The 15,543-nt window shown below is 65.7% G+C and carries 13 protein-coding genes; 7 read left to right on the top strand and 6 right to left on the bottom strand.

Translation table 11 applies throughout. The annotated features are described in order from the left end of the window. Positions 1-5 precede the first annotated feature (5 nt). A complete protein-coding gene (locus C8J26_RS16905; RefSeq protein ID WP_208631431.1) occupies positions 6-1,544 on the top strand; it encodes an O-antigen ligase family protein in 1,539 nt (512 codons plus the stop codon). Here C8J26_RS16905 and C8J26_RS16900 read toward each other — a convergent pair. Next, positions 1,517-2,887, bottom strand: a complete 1,371-nt coding sequence (locus C8J26_RS16900) for an oligosaccharide flippase family protein (protein ID WP_167398878.1) — start codon at positions 2,885-2,887, stop codon at positions 1,517-1,519. The genes C8J26_RS16905 and C8J26_RS16900 overlap by 28 nt on opposite strands. Then, entirely contained in the window at positions 2,884-4,095 is a 1,212-nt protein-coding gene (locus C8J26_RS20205) for a glycosyltransferase family 4 protein (RefSeq protein WP_146168873.1), read from the bottom strand. The genes C8J26_RS16900 and C8J26_RS20205 overlap by 4 nt, the downstream gene beginning before the upstream one ends. Between C8J26_RS20205 and C8J26_RS16885 the strand changes: the two genes are divergently transcribed. Continuing rightward, entirely contained in the window at positions 4,085-5,146 is a 1,062-nt protein-coding gene (locus C8J26_RS16885) for a 2OG-Fe(II) oxygenase (RefSeq protein WP_244185366.1), read from the top strand. The genes C8J26_RS20205 and C8J26_RS16885 overlap by 11 nt on opposite strands. Here C8J26_RS16885 and C8J26_RS16880 read toward each other — a convergent pair. After that, positions 5,132-6,736, bottom strand: coding sequence for a GMC oxidoreductase (locus C8J26_RS16880; protein WP_167398877.1), 1,605 nt, complete (start codon positions 6,734-6,736; stop codon positions 5,132-5,134). The two genes, C8J26_RS16885 and C8J26_RS16880, sit on opposite strands and share 15 nt — an antisense overlap. Next, positions 6,733-7,497 carry a WecB/TagA/CpsF family glycosyltransferase gene (locus C8J26_RS16875; RefSeq protein ID WP_107959362.1) on the bottom strand — a complete coding sequence of 255 codons (765 nt, stop codon included), beginning with the start codon at positions 7,495-7,497 and terminating at the stop codon, positions 6,733-6,735. The genes C8J26_RS16880 and C8J26_RS16875 overlap by 4 nt, the downstream gene beginning before the upstream one ends. A 365-nt stretch (positions 7,498-7,862) precedes the next feature. Between C8J26_RS16875 and C8J26_RS16870 the strand changes: the two genes are divergently transcribed. From C8J26_RS16870 to C8J26_RS16855, 4 genes are read left to right on the top strand one after another with little or no spacing between them, the layout of a single operon-like run. Next, complete coding sequence (locus C8J26_RS16870) at positions 7,863-8,387, top strand: polysaccharide biosynthesis/export family protein (RefSeq protein WP_244185365.1); 525 nt, start codon at positions 7,863-7,865, stop codon at positions 8,385-8,387. Then, a complete protein-coding gene (locus C8J26_RS16865; RefSeq protein ID WP_107959360.1) occupies positions 8,374-9,561 on the top strand; it encodes a hypothetical protein in 1,188 nt (395 codons plus the stop codon). Before C8J26_RS16870 ends, C8J26_RS16865 begins: the two co-directional genes overlap by 14 nt. Beyond that, positions 9,558-11,030, top strand: coding sequence for a GumC family protein (locus C8J26_RS16860; protein ID WP_107959359.1), 1,473 nt, complete (start codon positions 9,558-9,560; stop codon positions 11,028-11,030). Before C8J26_RS16865 ends, C8J26_RS16860 begins: the two co-directional genes overlap by 4 nt. Before the next feature lie 10 nt (positions 11,031-11,040). Further along, complete coding sequence (locus C8J26_RS16855; RefSeq protein ID WP_167398876.1) at positions 11,041-11,847, top strand: CpsD/CapB family tyrosine-protein kinase; 807 nt, start codon at positions 11,041-11,043, stop codon at positions 11,845-11,847. Between the two features lie 16 nt (positions 11,848-11,863). Here C8J26_RS16855 and C8J26_RS16850 read toward each other — a convergent pair whose 3' ends face one another. Beyond that, positions 11,864-12,826 (bottom strand): phytanoyl-CoA dioxygenase family protein, encoded by a 963-nt coding sequence (locus tag C8J26_RS16850; RefSeq protein ID WP_146168871.1) that lies wholly within the window; start codon positions 12,824-12,826, stop codon positions 11,864-11,866. A gap of 248 nt (positions 12,827-13,074) precedes the next feature. Between C8J26_RS16850 and C8J26_RS16845 the strand changes: the two genes are divergently transcribed. After that, positions 13,075-14,196, top strand: a complete 1,122-nt coding sequence (locus C8J26_RS16845) for an acyltransferase family protein (RefSeq protein ID WP_107959356.1) — start codon at positions 13,075-13,077, stop codon at positions 14,194-14,196. Here the strand turns inward: C8J26_RS16845 and C8J26_RS16840 are convergent. After that, positions 14,189-15,391 (bottom strand): DUF418 domain-containing protein, encoded by a 1,203-nt coding sequence (locus C8J26_RS16840; RefSeq protein WP_107959355.1) that lies wholly within the window; start codon positions 15,389-15,391, stop codon positions 14,189-14,191. The genes C8J26_RS16845 and C8J26_RS16840 overlap by 8 nt on opposite strands. Between the last annotated feature and the right edge of the window lie 152 nt (positions 15,392-15,543).

Here is a 15,543-nt window from a genome sequence, read left to right as displayed (position 1 = left end):
CCGCCTTGCCCGCCTTGATGCTGATCGCCGGGGGGATGCTGGCGCTATGGGCCTATTTCGTGATCAAGCCGGCCTTGTTCGTCGTCATCCTGTCCGGAATCGCGCTGTCGATCTTCTATGCCTGCCTCCGCCGCGAATGGCGAACGCAGCTGGGATGGGCACCGGCATTGGTAGCGGTTGCTCTGCCACTACTTGCCTGGTCGCCGCCCAATGTGTGGCTGCTCTATGCGGCGATGGCGTTGGTGGTACCCGTTGCGGCGCGGCGCGATGCGCAGATTGCGCCGCTCTACCTCTTCGCGCTCCTGCTGTTGCCCGGGCTCGATACGGTCATCGTGATCGGGACGTTGAAGCTGTTCGACTGCGGGGTCCACGACATGCTCGGGATCGGCGCGCTGGCGCGGCTTGCGCTGGCGGCGCGACGGACGCCGGTCGCGGTGCGCTTCGACCTTCCGGCCGCGGCTCTGATCACGCTCCTCGTGTTTGCGATCGCGCGCGATACGAGCATGACCAACGCGCTGCGCGTCACGATCACGATGCTGCTGGACTGCGCGATGCCCTATTACATCCTGAGCCGCGCGGTATCGCGCCCTGAGGATGTGAAACGGTGCATGGTACACCTGGCCGCCGCCGCGGCGATCCTGGCCGTCATCTTGCTCTACGAGGTTCGCACGTCCTGGCCGGTCTATAACGGGCTGTACAATGCGTATGGCCTGAACCTGATCCTGCTCGTCAAGCAACGCGGTGGCTATCTCCGCAGCGGCGGCCCGTTTCTCGAATCGACCTCGGTCGCGATGGTGATGGCGTGGTGCATCCTCGCCGCGTGGCTCGCACGCTTTGCGTTTCGGACGCGACTTTCCCACAGGGTCGTGCTTGGCCTGCTGCTGGTCGGCCTCACCGCGCCGCAATCGCGGGGTGCGTGGATCGGGCTCCTGCTCGGCACGATTGTCGCGGACCTCTATCGCGGTCGCATCGCTGCGATTGCGGGCCGGCTGGTCGGTGTGGCGACGCTCGGCGTCGTCATGGTCGCATTGGCACCAGCTGTGCCTTATCTGGCGAACATGCTGGGCAAGTCGACGGAGACGGCGTCGACCGTTGATTATCGCGCAAGATTGCTGACGCGGGGCATGGAGGAATATTGGAAGAGCCCGCTCATTGGCTATTCGCAACCGGAGGTGCTGTCGCGGCTTGCGGACATGCGGCAGGGGGAAGGGATCATCGACTTCGTGAACACCTATCTGTTCTTCGCGCTGGTATCCGGGGCGATCGGGGTAGCCTGCTTTATCGCCGCATTCGTGTTCTACATTCGCGGCATGCTGCGTTTCAGGGGCGCGCTGGGTCGGGCGGATCGAAGCCTCGCCGTGCCGGCATTCCTGGTCGCTGGGCTCGTGATGCCGATGGAGATGCTGGTCTTCACCTCGTTCGGGGGGCGCTGCGAGGTGATGGTGTTCGTGCTGTTCGGGCTGGCGGCGGCGCAGATGGCCTTCGTGCAGCCGCCATATCGTCGGCGCCGCGCGTCCTACAGCGCGATCGCGCAGACCGCATAACCCGCCGCTATCCCTATCCCGCCTATCGCGAGGAGACCGATCTCCTCGCCCAGGTGCAACAGCCCGACGCGGTGCAACTGCACCCAGCTGTAGAGCAGGGTCGGCAATTCGAGACCGCCGACACACGCGACGAGCCCAAGCGGGCCGGCGGTGAGAAACGACACGGGGCCGAACACCGCGAGCCAGACCAGTCGCGCGATATTGGCGTGGAACGTCATCTCCACCCGGCCGGACGCGGTGAGAACCTCGTTCGCGCTGTAGGTCGCCAGCGCCAGGAAGGGCGTGACGGCGAGCAGCCTCAGATATAGCGCGGCCTGCGCGTATCGGTCGTCGTAGAGCAGGGCGACGAGCAGGGGGGCGCCGCCGATCAGTCCACCCGCCGCCGCCATGTACAGCATCGAAACCGTCCGGCGCTGCTGGTAGAACACGGTGCGCAACCGGTCGGGCGTCTCGCGCCACGTCCTTGCATAGGTCGGATAGAGGACGCGGTTGGCATAGCTGACGGTGAACGACATCGGCGCGAGCGCCAAGTTGGCCGCGAGCATGTACAGGCCCAGCATGTCGAGGGGCAGGATCCGCGCCAGGACGAGCTTGTCGCTTTGCATCAACACCATGCTGATGATGCTCGACCCCGTGACGAACCGGGCAAAGCGCCAGAGTTCGCGCGCATAGTCCGCGTCGTACACCATTCTCCGGCGCGAATGCGTGAACATGACGTAGCTGAGCGCCGTCCGTACCGCGCTGGAGATCAGCATCGAGGCGACGATCGACCAATATGTCCGCCAGATCAGTGCAAGGCCGATCGCGGCGGCGACCTGGACGGAGGAACCGATAATGTCGAGCGCGCTCAGTGATGCAACCTGTCGCTCGCGCAGCGCCGTCACGAGCGACAGCGAACTACAGCCGTCGATCAGGAACTGGATCGCCGATACCGCCAATGCCGGCGCGATGACGGGACGGTGGACGAGATTTGCGATCGGTGTCGAGAGCATGACGAGGACGAGGGTTAGAACCGCCGCGCGGACCAGGCGTATGGTCCAGATCACGTCGAGAAACCGGCGCTCGGCTCCATCGCGGTGCCGGATGACGAAGGCTTGAAAACCCAGATCCGAGATCATCGACAACACGAACGCGATCGAGCTGATCAGGCCGACGGTGCCAAAGGCTTCGGGCATGAGCAGCCGGGTGAGGACGATGCTGCTGATCATCCGCAGGACGTTGCTCGCGATGACCGTGCCGACGACGATATTGGTGTCGCGCAACAAAAGCTTGGCAATGGTTCGACGGAGATCGCGCGACGGTCTTTGCTCCACCGAAATCGGCTCGACCGAACTCGCGGTCATCGTTGCCGTCGGGCGGCTAGGACGTCGCGGTAGAAGTCGAGCATCCGCGCACCGATGGCGTCGGCAGAAAATGTCGTTCTGCATTGCCGCCACGCGTTGAGCCCTGTCTGGGCGGCGGCGTCGGGGTGATCAAATAGCCAGGCGATGCGCGCCGCCATCGCGGCGGGGTCATCGATCGGTGTCAGCCAGCCGGTAAAGCCGTCTTCGATGATCTCGTCCGCGCCGGGCCACCTCGTGGAGATGAGCGGGCACCCCGCGGCCATCGCCTCGACGGCGGCATAGGGGAAGTTTTCCCAACGCGAGGCGACGACGGTGACGAACGCGCGTCGTCGCAACGCGTGGATCGCTGCCGGGGTGAGCAAGCCATGCACCGTTATCCGGGCCATGGCCTGCGGGCTGGTCCGCTCCCGGATCAGGTCGAGGTAGCGGACGACCGAACCGTCCGCGCGCTGCGCACCGCTGTCGGGCCCGACCAGGATCAGCTGTGCGGTCGGTCGGATTGCCAGCAGCTGTGCGAAGGCGGCGACTAGGGTGTCCGCGCCTTTGACGAGATCGATCCGGCCTACGCACAGGATCGTCTCGGGCTCGCAGCGCCTTATGTCCCACAGCGCGTCGCGGTCCGCGGCGATGACCGGGTTGGGAATCGTGCGCATCTGCGGGCAGGTGCAGCGATACCGGGTTCGTATCGCGCCCAGCACCGCGGCGGTCGGCGCGGTCAGCGCGGTCGCGCGCTGGATCGCACGACCCTCGGCACGCTCGCGATGGACCTTGTGGTGGGCGGGAATGAGCGCGTCGGCACCCTTTGGCTTGAGACATTGCGGGCCGTGCAGCCGGGTGATGATCGGGACGTCGAGACTCCGCTGGATCCTGCCGGACCAGCCGAAACTTTCCTCCATCTCGATCAGGTCGGTCGCGACCAGCTTACTGGCGTGGCGCATCTCGGCGGCGAGCCGGCGCGCGATGAAGGGGTGGTGGCCCAACCGGCGATCAAGTCGCGAGATCAGCCGCGTGGCGAACGGACCATGGCGGCTCGGTACGTGTAACGGGCGCGTCGTGCCGTCGCTCAAATGCAGCATGCCGTCGGTCAGCACCGAGACCTGATGACCCTGCCGGAGCAGATAGTCGCGGATGACCGAGACATAGGTCACGATGCCGTTCGCGACGCCCGCAGGCGGCCAGGCGGGGGAGTAATAGGTGATGTGCACCATCCGCACGCTCCAGCGTTGCAATAGACTAGCCGCGGCGCTGCGGCGCGTGGTCCTAGACTTCAGCCGAAAGCGGTGCTGCGTGAATTGGCAAAACACAGGAGGGAAAGTACGTCTGGACGATCATGCCGGGGAATGGCCTAGTCTGTGCGTGCCCCGTCGTTCCCTGATGTCCGACGGCGCGTCTCTTTTGCGGAGCTGGACGATGGCGCTGTTGAACTTTGCGGACGTGCGCGGATACCGGGCACTCGACGCGCAGGCGTGTCGCGTCGCGGGATCCGCCTTGACGGAGCGTTACGCCAGTGCGTCGCCCTTTCCGCATATCGCGATCGACGACTTCGTTCCGCGCGAGATATTGCGCGACGTTCTGACCGACTTTCCTGCTCGCCGGGAGCAGACCGCATTCGACCGGCATCAGGAGCGGCTGAAATACCAGTTCTCGCCGCAGCAATGCGGGAGCGCGGTGATCCGTAACCTGTTCTCGGAGCTCAATTCGGCAGCATTTCTCGGCTTTCTCCAGGAACTCACCGGGATCGACGGGCTGATCGCGGACCCGTATTTCGCGGGCGCGGGCCTGCATGAGACGATGCCGGGGGGGCATCTCGGCATCCATGCCGACTTCAATCGGCATCGGGCAATGAACCTGGAGCGGCGGCTCAACCTGCTCATCTATCTCAACGACGATTGGGAGGACGGCTATGGCGGTGCACTCGAGCTTTGGGACAACCGGATGACGGCGTGCGAACAACGGATCGCGCCAATCCTGGGCCGCGCGGTGATCTTCAACACCGACCTCGACAGCTATCATGGTCATCCCGATCCGCTCGCCTGTCCGGTCGGACGATCACGGCGGTCGATCGCGACCTATTACTACACGGTGCCCCGGAACGCCGACTTCGGCATCGAGCGCGAAACCCAGTTTCGTGTCAGGCCGGTCAGCGACGACCGGCGGGATTGGAAGATGATCCTGCACCACGTCATGCAGGACTGGACGCCGCCGGCGTTGCGCAAGGGGCGTCGGGGGGCGCTGCTCCCGCGCTTATTGAGCCGCTAACGCGTCTTCGCGCGCGCCGAGCCGGGCGTCGATCACCTCGGCGACGCGCAATGCGTTGGCGATCACGGTCAGTCCCGGGTTGGTACCGCCGCTGCTCGGCATGAACGAGGCATCGACGACATATAGGTTGTCGAGGTCGTGGACCTTGCAATTGCCGTCGAGCACGCTCGTGGCGGGATCGTGCCCGGCACGGCAGGTGCCGCAGGCGTGGCCGAAATTGAGCTGGACGTCGGTCTGAAGAGGCACGACGCGGAGGCCGCGCAGGAACCGTCGCGTCAGCCGGCGTGCCTCCCGAGCGCGACGCCGCAGCTCGTCCGTCACGGTATAGACGACGGTGATCCGACCGGGATCGCCGGGATCGAAGACGATGCGATTGTCGGGATAGCCGAAGTCCTCGACGATCATGACGAAGATCGAGGCCTCGCCGAACAGGCGGCCAGCGACAAAAGCGACCAAACGCAGCAGGCGCCTGACGGACCGCAGGTGGCGCAAGCGGCTGGTGTCGAACCAGTTCTGTAGAAAATGCTGCACATTGTCGACCGTGGCGCGGAGCCCGGTCGACTGGATGCTGCCCAGGCGCTGGCCGGCATGATGGTAGAGATCGCGGAATCCGATCGTCTTGCGCGGCCCTGCCGTGCTGGCGGCACGACGCGCCCACACCGCGAACCATTCATTGGCATGGAACATCAGGTGGCGGCCAACCTGATCCGATCCGTTCCCCAACCCATTCGGCCATTGCGGACTGCGCGATGCGAGGAGGATCGCGGGGCTGCGATACGCGCCTGCAGCCAGCGCTACCACGCGGCCCGTCACGCGATAGCTCGTCTCGCCCTGTCGGTACACGACGCCGGTCGCGCGTTGGTCATCGGCCTCGATCCGCTCGACCTCGGCCCCTGACACCAGCCGGGTGTCGCCATGGGCCAGCGACGGTTCGACACACACCAGCCGGGCGTCCCGCTTGCACCGCGCCGGGCAGACCGTGCCGCCGCACTCGCCGCATCCCGGGCCATAGCCGATGCCGACATGCAAACGGTAGGGATGCAGCCCGGCGCGGCGAAAGGAGTCGGTGAGGGACCGGTCGATCTCGCTCGCCGCCGGGGGCGTGAGCATCGCTGGCGAGGCGTGCTCGGCCAGGGGATCGGGCGTACCCATGACGCGGTACAGGCGCTCGGCCGCGTCGTAATGTCGGCACAGATCCTGCCAGGCGAACGGCCAGCCGCCGGTTGGATGCGGCAGGCCGGGTATCGACTCGATGTCGCTGCGCGCAAACCGCTCGAGCGCTGCGGCGAAAAGCAGCGACGATCCCCCCGCGCCACAGCCGAGCGGCGGGTAGACGAGGCTTTCGCGCCCGTCGATCTTCACGGTCATCCGCTCGGGCCAGCGCCCCGCGGCCATACGCTGCTGCGGGTCGTCGATCGCGTCGGCAAAGGGGATATCGTGCCGCGCGTGCTCGGGGCCGCGTTCGATGAACAACACGCTGCGACGCTTCTCGGAAAGCGCGTGACCCAGTGTACCGCCGCCGAGGCCGGCCCCGATGATGACGATATCCCATACGTCGCCATTGCGGGGGGACGGACCGTCAACCGTCACAAGCCATGCCCGTGAAACTGCCGCCAGTGATGGAACACCGATACAATCTGTGGCCCCTCGACGAGGTATCGGCGCCACAGGCGGGCGGGGTTGGTGGCGAGACGGTACAGCCACTCGAGCGACATCTGCTGGACGAACACGGGCGCGCGCGTCTGTTCGCCGACCAGGAAGTCGAGGCTGGCCCCGATGCACAGCGCCAGTCCGGTCGCCTCGCCGGTTCGCGTGATATCGTAGGCGAGCAGTTCCTGCTGCGGGGACCCGACCGCCAGAAAGATATAGCGCGCCTGTGCGGCGACCACGAAATCGACCGCGTGGGCGCGCTCGGCGCGATCATGGATGAACCCCATCGCCGGATTATGGTGGAGCAGATTCGTAAAGCCGTAGCGTTCGCGGAGCTTGGCGATCAGCGCAGGATTGCCACCCACCACGGCGATGCGGTCCGATCGGGACATGACCGTGGCGAACATCGCCTTCGTCAGGTCGCTGCCGGTCGTGATGGGCAAGCGCATGCCGGCGAACGTCGCCAGTTTTGCGAGGATCCGGCTGTCGCACAAGGTCATCCAGGCATGGCGGTATGCCGGCCATACGTCCGAGCGGGTACACGACAGCCGGACGATGTGGTCAACGTTCGGTGTCACGACATAGGCGAAGGGCGCCGACGGGGCCCGGGCGCGGATAGCCTGCAATGCCCTCTGGTCGTCCAGGCAATCGAAATCGAGCCCCAGAAGCTCGACGCTGTCACTCTCGGTCCCCTTGGCCATGCGCTCCTCCCTTGCCTCGACGCGCTGCCTTGAAGGACGGTTCGATCTGTGGCGGCGTTCGGGTCGATGCCCGACGTTGTCGCGACCTGCGCACGCGGCGGCCATGCGTAGTACAGCCATGCACGACTGCGTGATCCGCAATCCCTTCCGAAAAATCAGGGGGCGGATCATGGCTGTGGCATTCCCCGATACTCGTCGTGCCGGCCCGTTTGTACGCTGCCGGCATCACTCGCGCAGGAAGGTGGGATCCGATGCGACAAGGCCAGAATGACCGACAGAGTGCGCGCCGATGGTGCCGCGCCGCGGTTTATACGACGCTGTGCCTCGGCGCCTGGAGTGCGCATGCCGCGGAACCGGCACGATCGGTGACCGCGCCGAGCGGGGAATACCGCGTCAACGCTGGCGACGAGCTCGATGTCTCGGTCTGGGGCGAAGAGCGGATGCAGAAGACCGTGCGTGTCTTGCCCGACGGGACGTTCGCCTTCCCGCTTGCCGGCAGGGTCTCGGCGAGCGGCAACACGCCGCGCGAGATTGCCGACACGATTACGGGCCGGATCAAGAGCAATTTCCGGGACAGCGTGCCCGAGGTCACCGTGATCGTGCGCGATCCGGCGGGGATGCGCTTTTTCGTCGTGGGCAAGGTCCGTACGCCGGGCAGCTATCCGATCAGTCGCTCGGTCAATGCACTGCAGGCGCTCAGCATGGCCGGCGGTGCCGCCGATTTTGCCGATGTCTCACACGCCGTTCTCCTCCGCCAGGGGACGAAGGGGCAGGTGGTGGAGCCGGTGGATCTGGGACAGATGCTCAAAGGCGGCCGCGCGCTGTCCCCGGGGGTACAGACGACCGAGCTTCCCATGCTTGGCGCGGGTGACGTGCTTGTCATACCGTGACCTGCGCGTCGAACGCCTGGCGGTGCTCACCGCGCTCGCGTTGCAGACGGCTTCGCAGGGCACCGCCCAGAGCACTTCCCGCACCGCTATCACGGTCGACGCGACGACCGAGGCGGCGTCCAATCCGCTGCTGCGAAGCGGTAAGGATAATGGAGCCGTCATCGCCGAACTGTCGATCATGCCCCAATATAAGGTGACCGACGAGCGGGGCAACACGCTCGATCTGGACGCGGTGGCGACGGTCCGCAGTTATAGCCGGCTTTATCCTACCTATGTCCTGGGGAGCGTGACCGCGGTCCGCGGATTCCGGCAAAGCGAGCGCCTGTCGGGTACCGCGACGCTTGGCGTTGTGCGTGACCTGCCCGTCGACCTGCCGACGACCGGCATCGATGCGCTCGTCGCGCCGCAGAGCATCCGGACGACGATCAACGGTGCGGCCAATCTCGAATGGCGGCCCGACAGCCGCACCACCATCGCGCCTGCGATCTCGGCACTGCGCGCGACCTATGGCGGGGATACGGTCTTGCGCGCGACGCGCAGCGGACAGGCACAGCTGGCCTATGGACGGTTGGTCGCGGCGCGCACCACAATCGGGTTTCGACCGCTGTTCGCAATCTCGCAAACCGCAGGACAGCCGACGCTGGAGCGCTACGCCCTGGTCGGCACGGTCGAACACGGCTTGTCCTCCGTCATGCGGCTGAACTTCGATCTCGGTGTCGAATATCTGCCCGCGGTGCGGGATGCCCGCCTCCAGACCGCGTCGCGTGGCGCCGCGACATATGTCGTGGGGTCGCTCCGACTGTGCCGGGAAACGCTGCGGCTTGACGCCTGCATCGCCGGCGAGCTCGGTTCGCAGGTCAGTGCGCTCGATGGGTTCCAGCGCGCGCGATCGCTGCACACATCGGTCTCCTACCGACTGGACGAGCGCAAGACCCTCGCCGTGCTCCTCGACTACCAGCGCATCTCCGCGCCCAGGGGGCAGGCGGCGCTGTCGGCCGCCGGCGGTGGCAGGTTCGAGGCGGGCTCGGCGCTGGCGCGGATGAGCTGGCGGCTGACGCCAACGCTGACCGGCTCGGGCGAAGCCGGCTATATCATGCGCCGATCCGACATCGTTGGCCGCGTGCGGTCTTCGTATGTGGGCCTGCGCCTGCGTCTGGAGCCAAGACTGCGATGACCGAGCATGATGCACCGGAACGCCTCGACGGCTTCGAGCTGCGCGATTTGATATCGATCCTGTTCCGCTGGCGTCTGTGGCTAATAGGCGGCGTCGGTATCGGCACCGTGATCGCGGCGATCGTCGCGTTCGCGACGCAGCCGGTCTACCGTGCGACGGCGTCGCTGCTGATCGAATCGCAGGACATCCCGACGACGATCATCGCATCACCGTTGAACGACGGGGTGGAGGACCGCGTCGCCAAGGTGCGCGAACAGGTGCTGAGCCGTGCCAACCTCGCGAGGCTGATCAGCCAAAATAACCTCTATGCATCACGGCGCGGTATCGACTCAGCCGACAAGCTGCTTGCCATGCTGCGACGGGATATCGCGGTCGACCTGGTCGGCGCGAACGAGGGGAACGTATCGCAGCAGGGCAAGAACTCGACGATCGCGTTCACGCTGTCCTTCTCCAGCCCCGATCCGGCAGCCGCGCTGCGCGTCACGAACCAGCTGACGAGCATGTTCGTCAGCGAGAACGACCGTCTTCGCTCGCAACAGGCGCGTGGCGCGGCGCTGTTCCTAGTGCGCCGCGCGGACGAGCTGCGCGATCGGCTGGTCGCGCTGGAAGTCAAACGGCGTTCGATCGAGGCGCGGTATAATGGCGCGCTGCCCGACCAGCTTGCGCTGAGCCAGCAATCGACGTCTGCGTTACGCGCGGAGATTTCCCGTCTCGATGCCGAAACGCAGGGCATCGCGCAACAGAACGGCCTGCTCGTCGTGCGGCAGCAACAGTCGACGCCGCCGCTCCCGTCCTCGGCGCGGACCGAACTGGCGCAGGCGGAAGCGCGGTACGACCGGCTGCGCGCGACCTATTCCGACAGTCATCCGGACGTACAGGCGGCGCGTGCGGTGTTGCTGCTGGCGAGACAGGCCGCCGATCGGGAACCGGCGCCCCCCGATATCGGTGCGCCGATCCGCGCCGAGGTTTCTGCGGGGAACAGCCGGATCGCCGGCCTGGCGAGCCGACGCGCGCAACTCGTATCCGCGATCGGTCATGCGGATCGCCTGATCGCGATGGCGCCGCAAGCAGGCTATGAACTCAACAACATCGAACGCGAATATGACAATCTGAAGCAGCAATATCAGACCATTCGGGAAAAGCAGCTCGATGCGCAGGTCGCGGTGAACCTCCAGGCCGAGGGCAAGGGCGAGCGGTTTTCGGTCGTGGATCGCGCCACCTACCCGATCGAACCGGTGAGCCCACATCGGCTGAAGATCATCCTGACGGGGGCTGCGCTTGGTATCGCGGTGCCGTTCGCGCTGATGGTCCTGTGGGAGCTCTCGCAGCAGCCTGTTCACGGCGCGGCGGCTATCCGCAGGCTGACCGGGGAGGATCCGATGGCCACGATCATGACGATGAAGCGAGAACCACGCCTTGGCTTTCTGGGCTGGGTCCAGTCACTTCGCAGTCGCCATGCCGCCAGTTGAGGAAACTGCCATGTCCATGTCCACCTCCATGTCGATGTTCGACACGCTTCTGCTGGCAGAGAGCGACACGATCGCCTGGGACCCGCGGGACGATCCCATATCGTTGGTAGAGCGGGGGATCGTGCCGTTGCAGCGCGCGAACCTCGTGCGCAACGACGTCTATGCGTTCGCCATGGACGATCCGCGGAGCCAACCGTTCGCGATGTTGCGCTCGCGCGTGTTGCGGCACATCGGGAACACGCAGGCCCAGCTCATTGCGGTGACTTCGGCGAAGCCGCGCGAGGGCAAGTCGTTCGTCGCGCTGAACCTGGCGGCTGGGCTCAGCCATATTCATCCGACATGGCTGATCGATGCGGATCTTCGCAATCCTTCGATTGCCCGGCGGCTGGGGTTCACGCCGTTGCATGGGATCGACACGTTCCTGCACGGCGACGATGCGATCGTGCCGCTGCGGTGCCGGTTGGAAACGGACCTTCTGACGGTCGTCGCGATCCACGAGGCGCAGGCCGATTCCGCCAGGTTGCTCGCGTCGCCACGCGCGGGCAAGGCGTTTGCGACGTTGCGGACGCTCGCGGCTGGCGCGGTGTGTATCATCGATACCCCGCCGGTGCTGGAAGGCGACGACCTGATGATCCTCGCCCAGCATGTCGATGCGGTCCTGCTCGTGGTCGAGGAGGGGCGGACGCTGCACGCGGATCTTCGCGAGAGCCTTCGCATCCTGTCCCCCACGCCGGTGCTGGGGACGGTGCTCAACCGCACGCTCCTCCCGGTCCGGGCGCAATATTACGGGCAATATCCCTATCGGTCGGTACCCTGACCGCGGCGTCCTTCGATCACACCGGTGCAGGCGGAATGATTTTGAGCACCGGGTGCAAGCTGCGCGCCCATAGCGTCGCGTTGCGTTGGCGCGGGGGCATCCCGAGCGCGAGCGTCTCAAGCTGGCGCGGGTTGAGGCCCGAACGCTGGCAGAAGAAGGGATGCCGCGTCTGCCGCGCGAAATAGCTGTAATATAGCGCCGTGCGATCGTGCGTGTGTGCCGGTTGGCCACGGTGGAAGAAGCGCGCGGTGTCGGTAAAGACGACGGTGCCCGCAGCACCCGTGCACGTCACGACGGCGTCACGATAGTCCGCGCCCAGTCGCGACGTCAGTTCCTCTTCCGACCCACCTGCATAGCGATAGCCGTTCGCGTCGGTTTGTCCGAGATCGGGCCGGCTGATGACCTGCAAGGGACCACCGCCGGGCTCGACGTCGCAGCAATAGATTGCGACCTTGATCATCTTGCGGTCCTCGCGATCGCGATGCCATTCGCGCGCGCCCCCGCCGCGTCCGTTGGCGACGGTATAGATCAGCGCAAGGCCGTCATAGGCAACCGGTAGCCCGATATAGGCCTCGGCGATGTCGAGGAGACGGCTGCTGAGCCCCCAATGGAAGATCTCGTCATGGGCGAGGATCGCCGTCGGCGGTGCGACGATGAAGTCGCGGCCTGCGTCGCTCAGTCGCCGCGCCATATCGGTACAGTCGGCCGCGACACGCTGCGCTGCCGCGAACATCGCGGCCGAGCCCGGAATACCGAGTGCTTCGAGGCTCGTTACGTAGACGCCGGTGCGCGACAGCGTATCGACGATGTCCTGATCCGAGGGCGAGAGGATCGGCAGCGCGGGCCGATGGCCGGCCAATGCCGCGGCATAGCGCTGTTCCAGTCGGCGGCGCACGGGCGCCATGTTCGTCACCCCGAATGCCAGCTTGGCTGGGCGGTCGCCTAGGCGGCGCAGGATCTTTTGTGTTAGTTTCGCCATCGTGCGTTGCTCCGCGCGCGGCATAAGCAGGGGCCGCGACGTCGTCGACGCCTTGCTGCCGTACGGGCGTCACCCGGGCAATCCGTAGATCGACCGGGCAAAATTATGGATGGGGATCACCGGTTACAGGCAGCGCGCCCGAAAGTACGTTGGGCGTTCGCCTGATGCCATGCCGCGCAGGCGTTCCGTAAGACTGGCGCCGCGCGCCGCCATTCCCGGCAGTCGCAGCGACTGCGATCGGACAGGATATGAAAAGGCTGGACGGGCTGCAGGCATTGCGCGGGGTGGCCGCTGCGATGGTGGTGACCGACCACGCGATGCGCGCGGCCATCATTCAGGGACATAGCTTTGTCGCGCTAGAGGATTTCGCGGGCACCATCGGGCGCATGGGGGTGAACATCTTCTTCATCCTGAGCGGGTTCATCATGACCTATACCACGCGTGAGACGCAGCTGCTGCCGCCCCTGGTCCGCACGCGAACCTTCCTCGCGCGGCGCGTGGCGCGGCTGGTGCCGCTCTACTGGCTGGCGACAGCCGCGACGCTGGCGATCGGGACACTCGAGGGTACGGTCTATCGCGTGGGGACGCTGGTTACGTCGCTGCTGTTCCTGCCGAATTTCGCCGATAGCGGCGACTGGCGGATGCCGCCGATCGTAGGGGTCGGGTGGACGCTGAACTATGAGAGCCTGTTCTACCTGATCTTCGCCGGATCGCTGTTGCTGCCGCGCAGACTGGGGCTCGCGGTATCTATCGGCGTGATCGCGCTGCTGACGGGCGGGGGCGCAATCGCGCTTCATCATGTCGACGACGAGCCCTGGCGGCGGATCATCACCTTCTACGCGTTTCGGAACATGGTGTTCTTCGCGATCGGCATCGTGATCGCGATCGTCCTGCACCGCGCACCGGCCGCACCCTCGCAGCGCGCATTCTGGCTGGGGATCGCCATCATCGCGGTAACGCTGTCGGGTTATCTCGTCTTCGGCATTACCGAGGGCGTCGCCGCATGGTCGGTGTTTTCGGCCATGTCGTGCACGCTTGTCGTCATCCTGGCGGCGCGCGACGCGGCGCTTCCGGCTACTGCCCTGAACCGTGTCCTGCTGCATCTCGGCGAAGCGTCGTACAGCATCTACCTGTTCCATGCGCTTCTGATGGACCGCTTGGCCGCGGGCATCGAGAGCGATTTTAGTGTCTTGCGCGGCGCGGTCTTCGCGAGCGCAGCGACGCTTGCCTGCCTCATGCTCGGCTCGGTCGTCCACAGCGCGGTCGAGGTGCCGCTGGGCGCCATGCTGCGCCGGCCGTGGCGTGTCACGCCGGCGCGGCGACACTCGGCCGAGTCTCCAGCCCGGGGGGATACCCGTCAGCTCACATGACCGAGGTCCTGTTCCAGTCACCGATCACAGGCATCTGCGTTCTGCGGCGCATCGGCAGCGTGCCGTCGAGCGCGGCGGCCGCGCGCCACGCCCATTCGAGCGGGCCATAGCGGAAATGGCGTAGCCAGATCGCTGCGCCTGCCGTCTGTGCGATGACGACCACGAGCGCACAGATCGCCGCGTCGACCTCGTCGATCCGCGCGTAGAGACCCGAGCCGAAGCCGTAGATCAGCGGCACGAAGATCGCGGACTGCAGGATGTAGAAGGTCAGCGCCATCTTTCCGACGGGTACGAGCCGCCGCAGGATCGCCTGCAGTCGTGTTTCCCACACGCTGACGAAGCTCAATACCAAGACGACCGTCGCGCTGGTATTGAACAGGCAGGCGATGAGCAATCGCGCGTCTTGCACGAGCGGCGGCGTCGTGGCGCCGGGAAGCGCTACCATGCCCCACGCCAGATAGAGCGCTACCGTCGTCAACAGCGCGCCGGCGAGGACATAGTGGTGCGTAGCGCGCCATGTTGCGGCCGTTTCGAACAGCCGCGCTCGTGCCGCCACGAGGCCAAGGATCATCCAGCCGGCGAGCTCGAAGAGACGTCCGCTCAGGAGCATGAACTGCCATTTTCGCCAGAGCGCGGTCAGCAGATTGGCTTCGACCAGTTGCGTGAGCGAACCGTGGAGCGCGAGGGCTTGCCCGAACACGATATGGTCCTCGGGCAGGGGAATATGCGCGAGCGCCGCGCCGATCCGGACCAGAAGAAGCGGCTGCATCAGGCAGCAGAGCGCGACCAGCAACAGGCGCGAGGGCGAGACGATCCGGTCGGCGGCAAGGAGGGAAAGCCCGATGACCGCCAGGACGGTCAGTATGTCGCCGGCGTAGAGCAGGCCGTGCACCAAGCCGATGCCGAACAGGATAAGCAGTCGCCAGGCGTAGCGATACGCGAAGTCCGTGACCCCGACGCGCATCGTTCGCTTGATGGCGTCGAAGCTGAAGCCGAAGCACAGGGCCATGATCGAGAAGGTCTTGCCCGAGAACAACGCAAACACCGTCGCCTGGACCGCGGAGTGCATGTGCGGCATCTCCCAATAGGCGCCGAAGAGTTCTTCCATGTGGACCAGGAAGATACCGGAGATGGCAAACCCACGCAGCCCATCGACGATCGGTACGCGCGTACCGGCATTCCCTTCACCCTGCATCGCCGTGTCGTCCCCCTAGATGTCGGAACGATCTACCGGGGTTTGCACTGGCCGGTCAGAGGTGATCGACCCGGGTCGATCTAACTAGTGGTTTCTTCGCCGGATCGCGCGGTACGGGAAGGGTCATGGGCAGTAATACGGAGGGCGGGGGC

Origin of the sequence: Sphingomonas aurantiaca, assembly GCF_003050705.1 — a bacterium.
In the GTDB taxonomy this organism is placed as follows: domain Bacteria; phylum Pseudomonadota; class Alphaproteobacteria; order Sphingomonadales; family Sphingomonadaceae; genus Sphingomonas; species Sphingomonas aurantiaca.
Note: the sequence above shows the minus strand (reverse complement) of the source record. Positions and strands in the feature narration are given on the sequence as shown.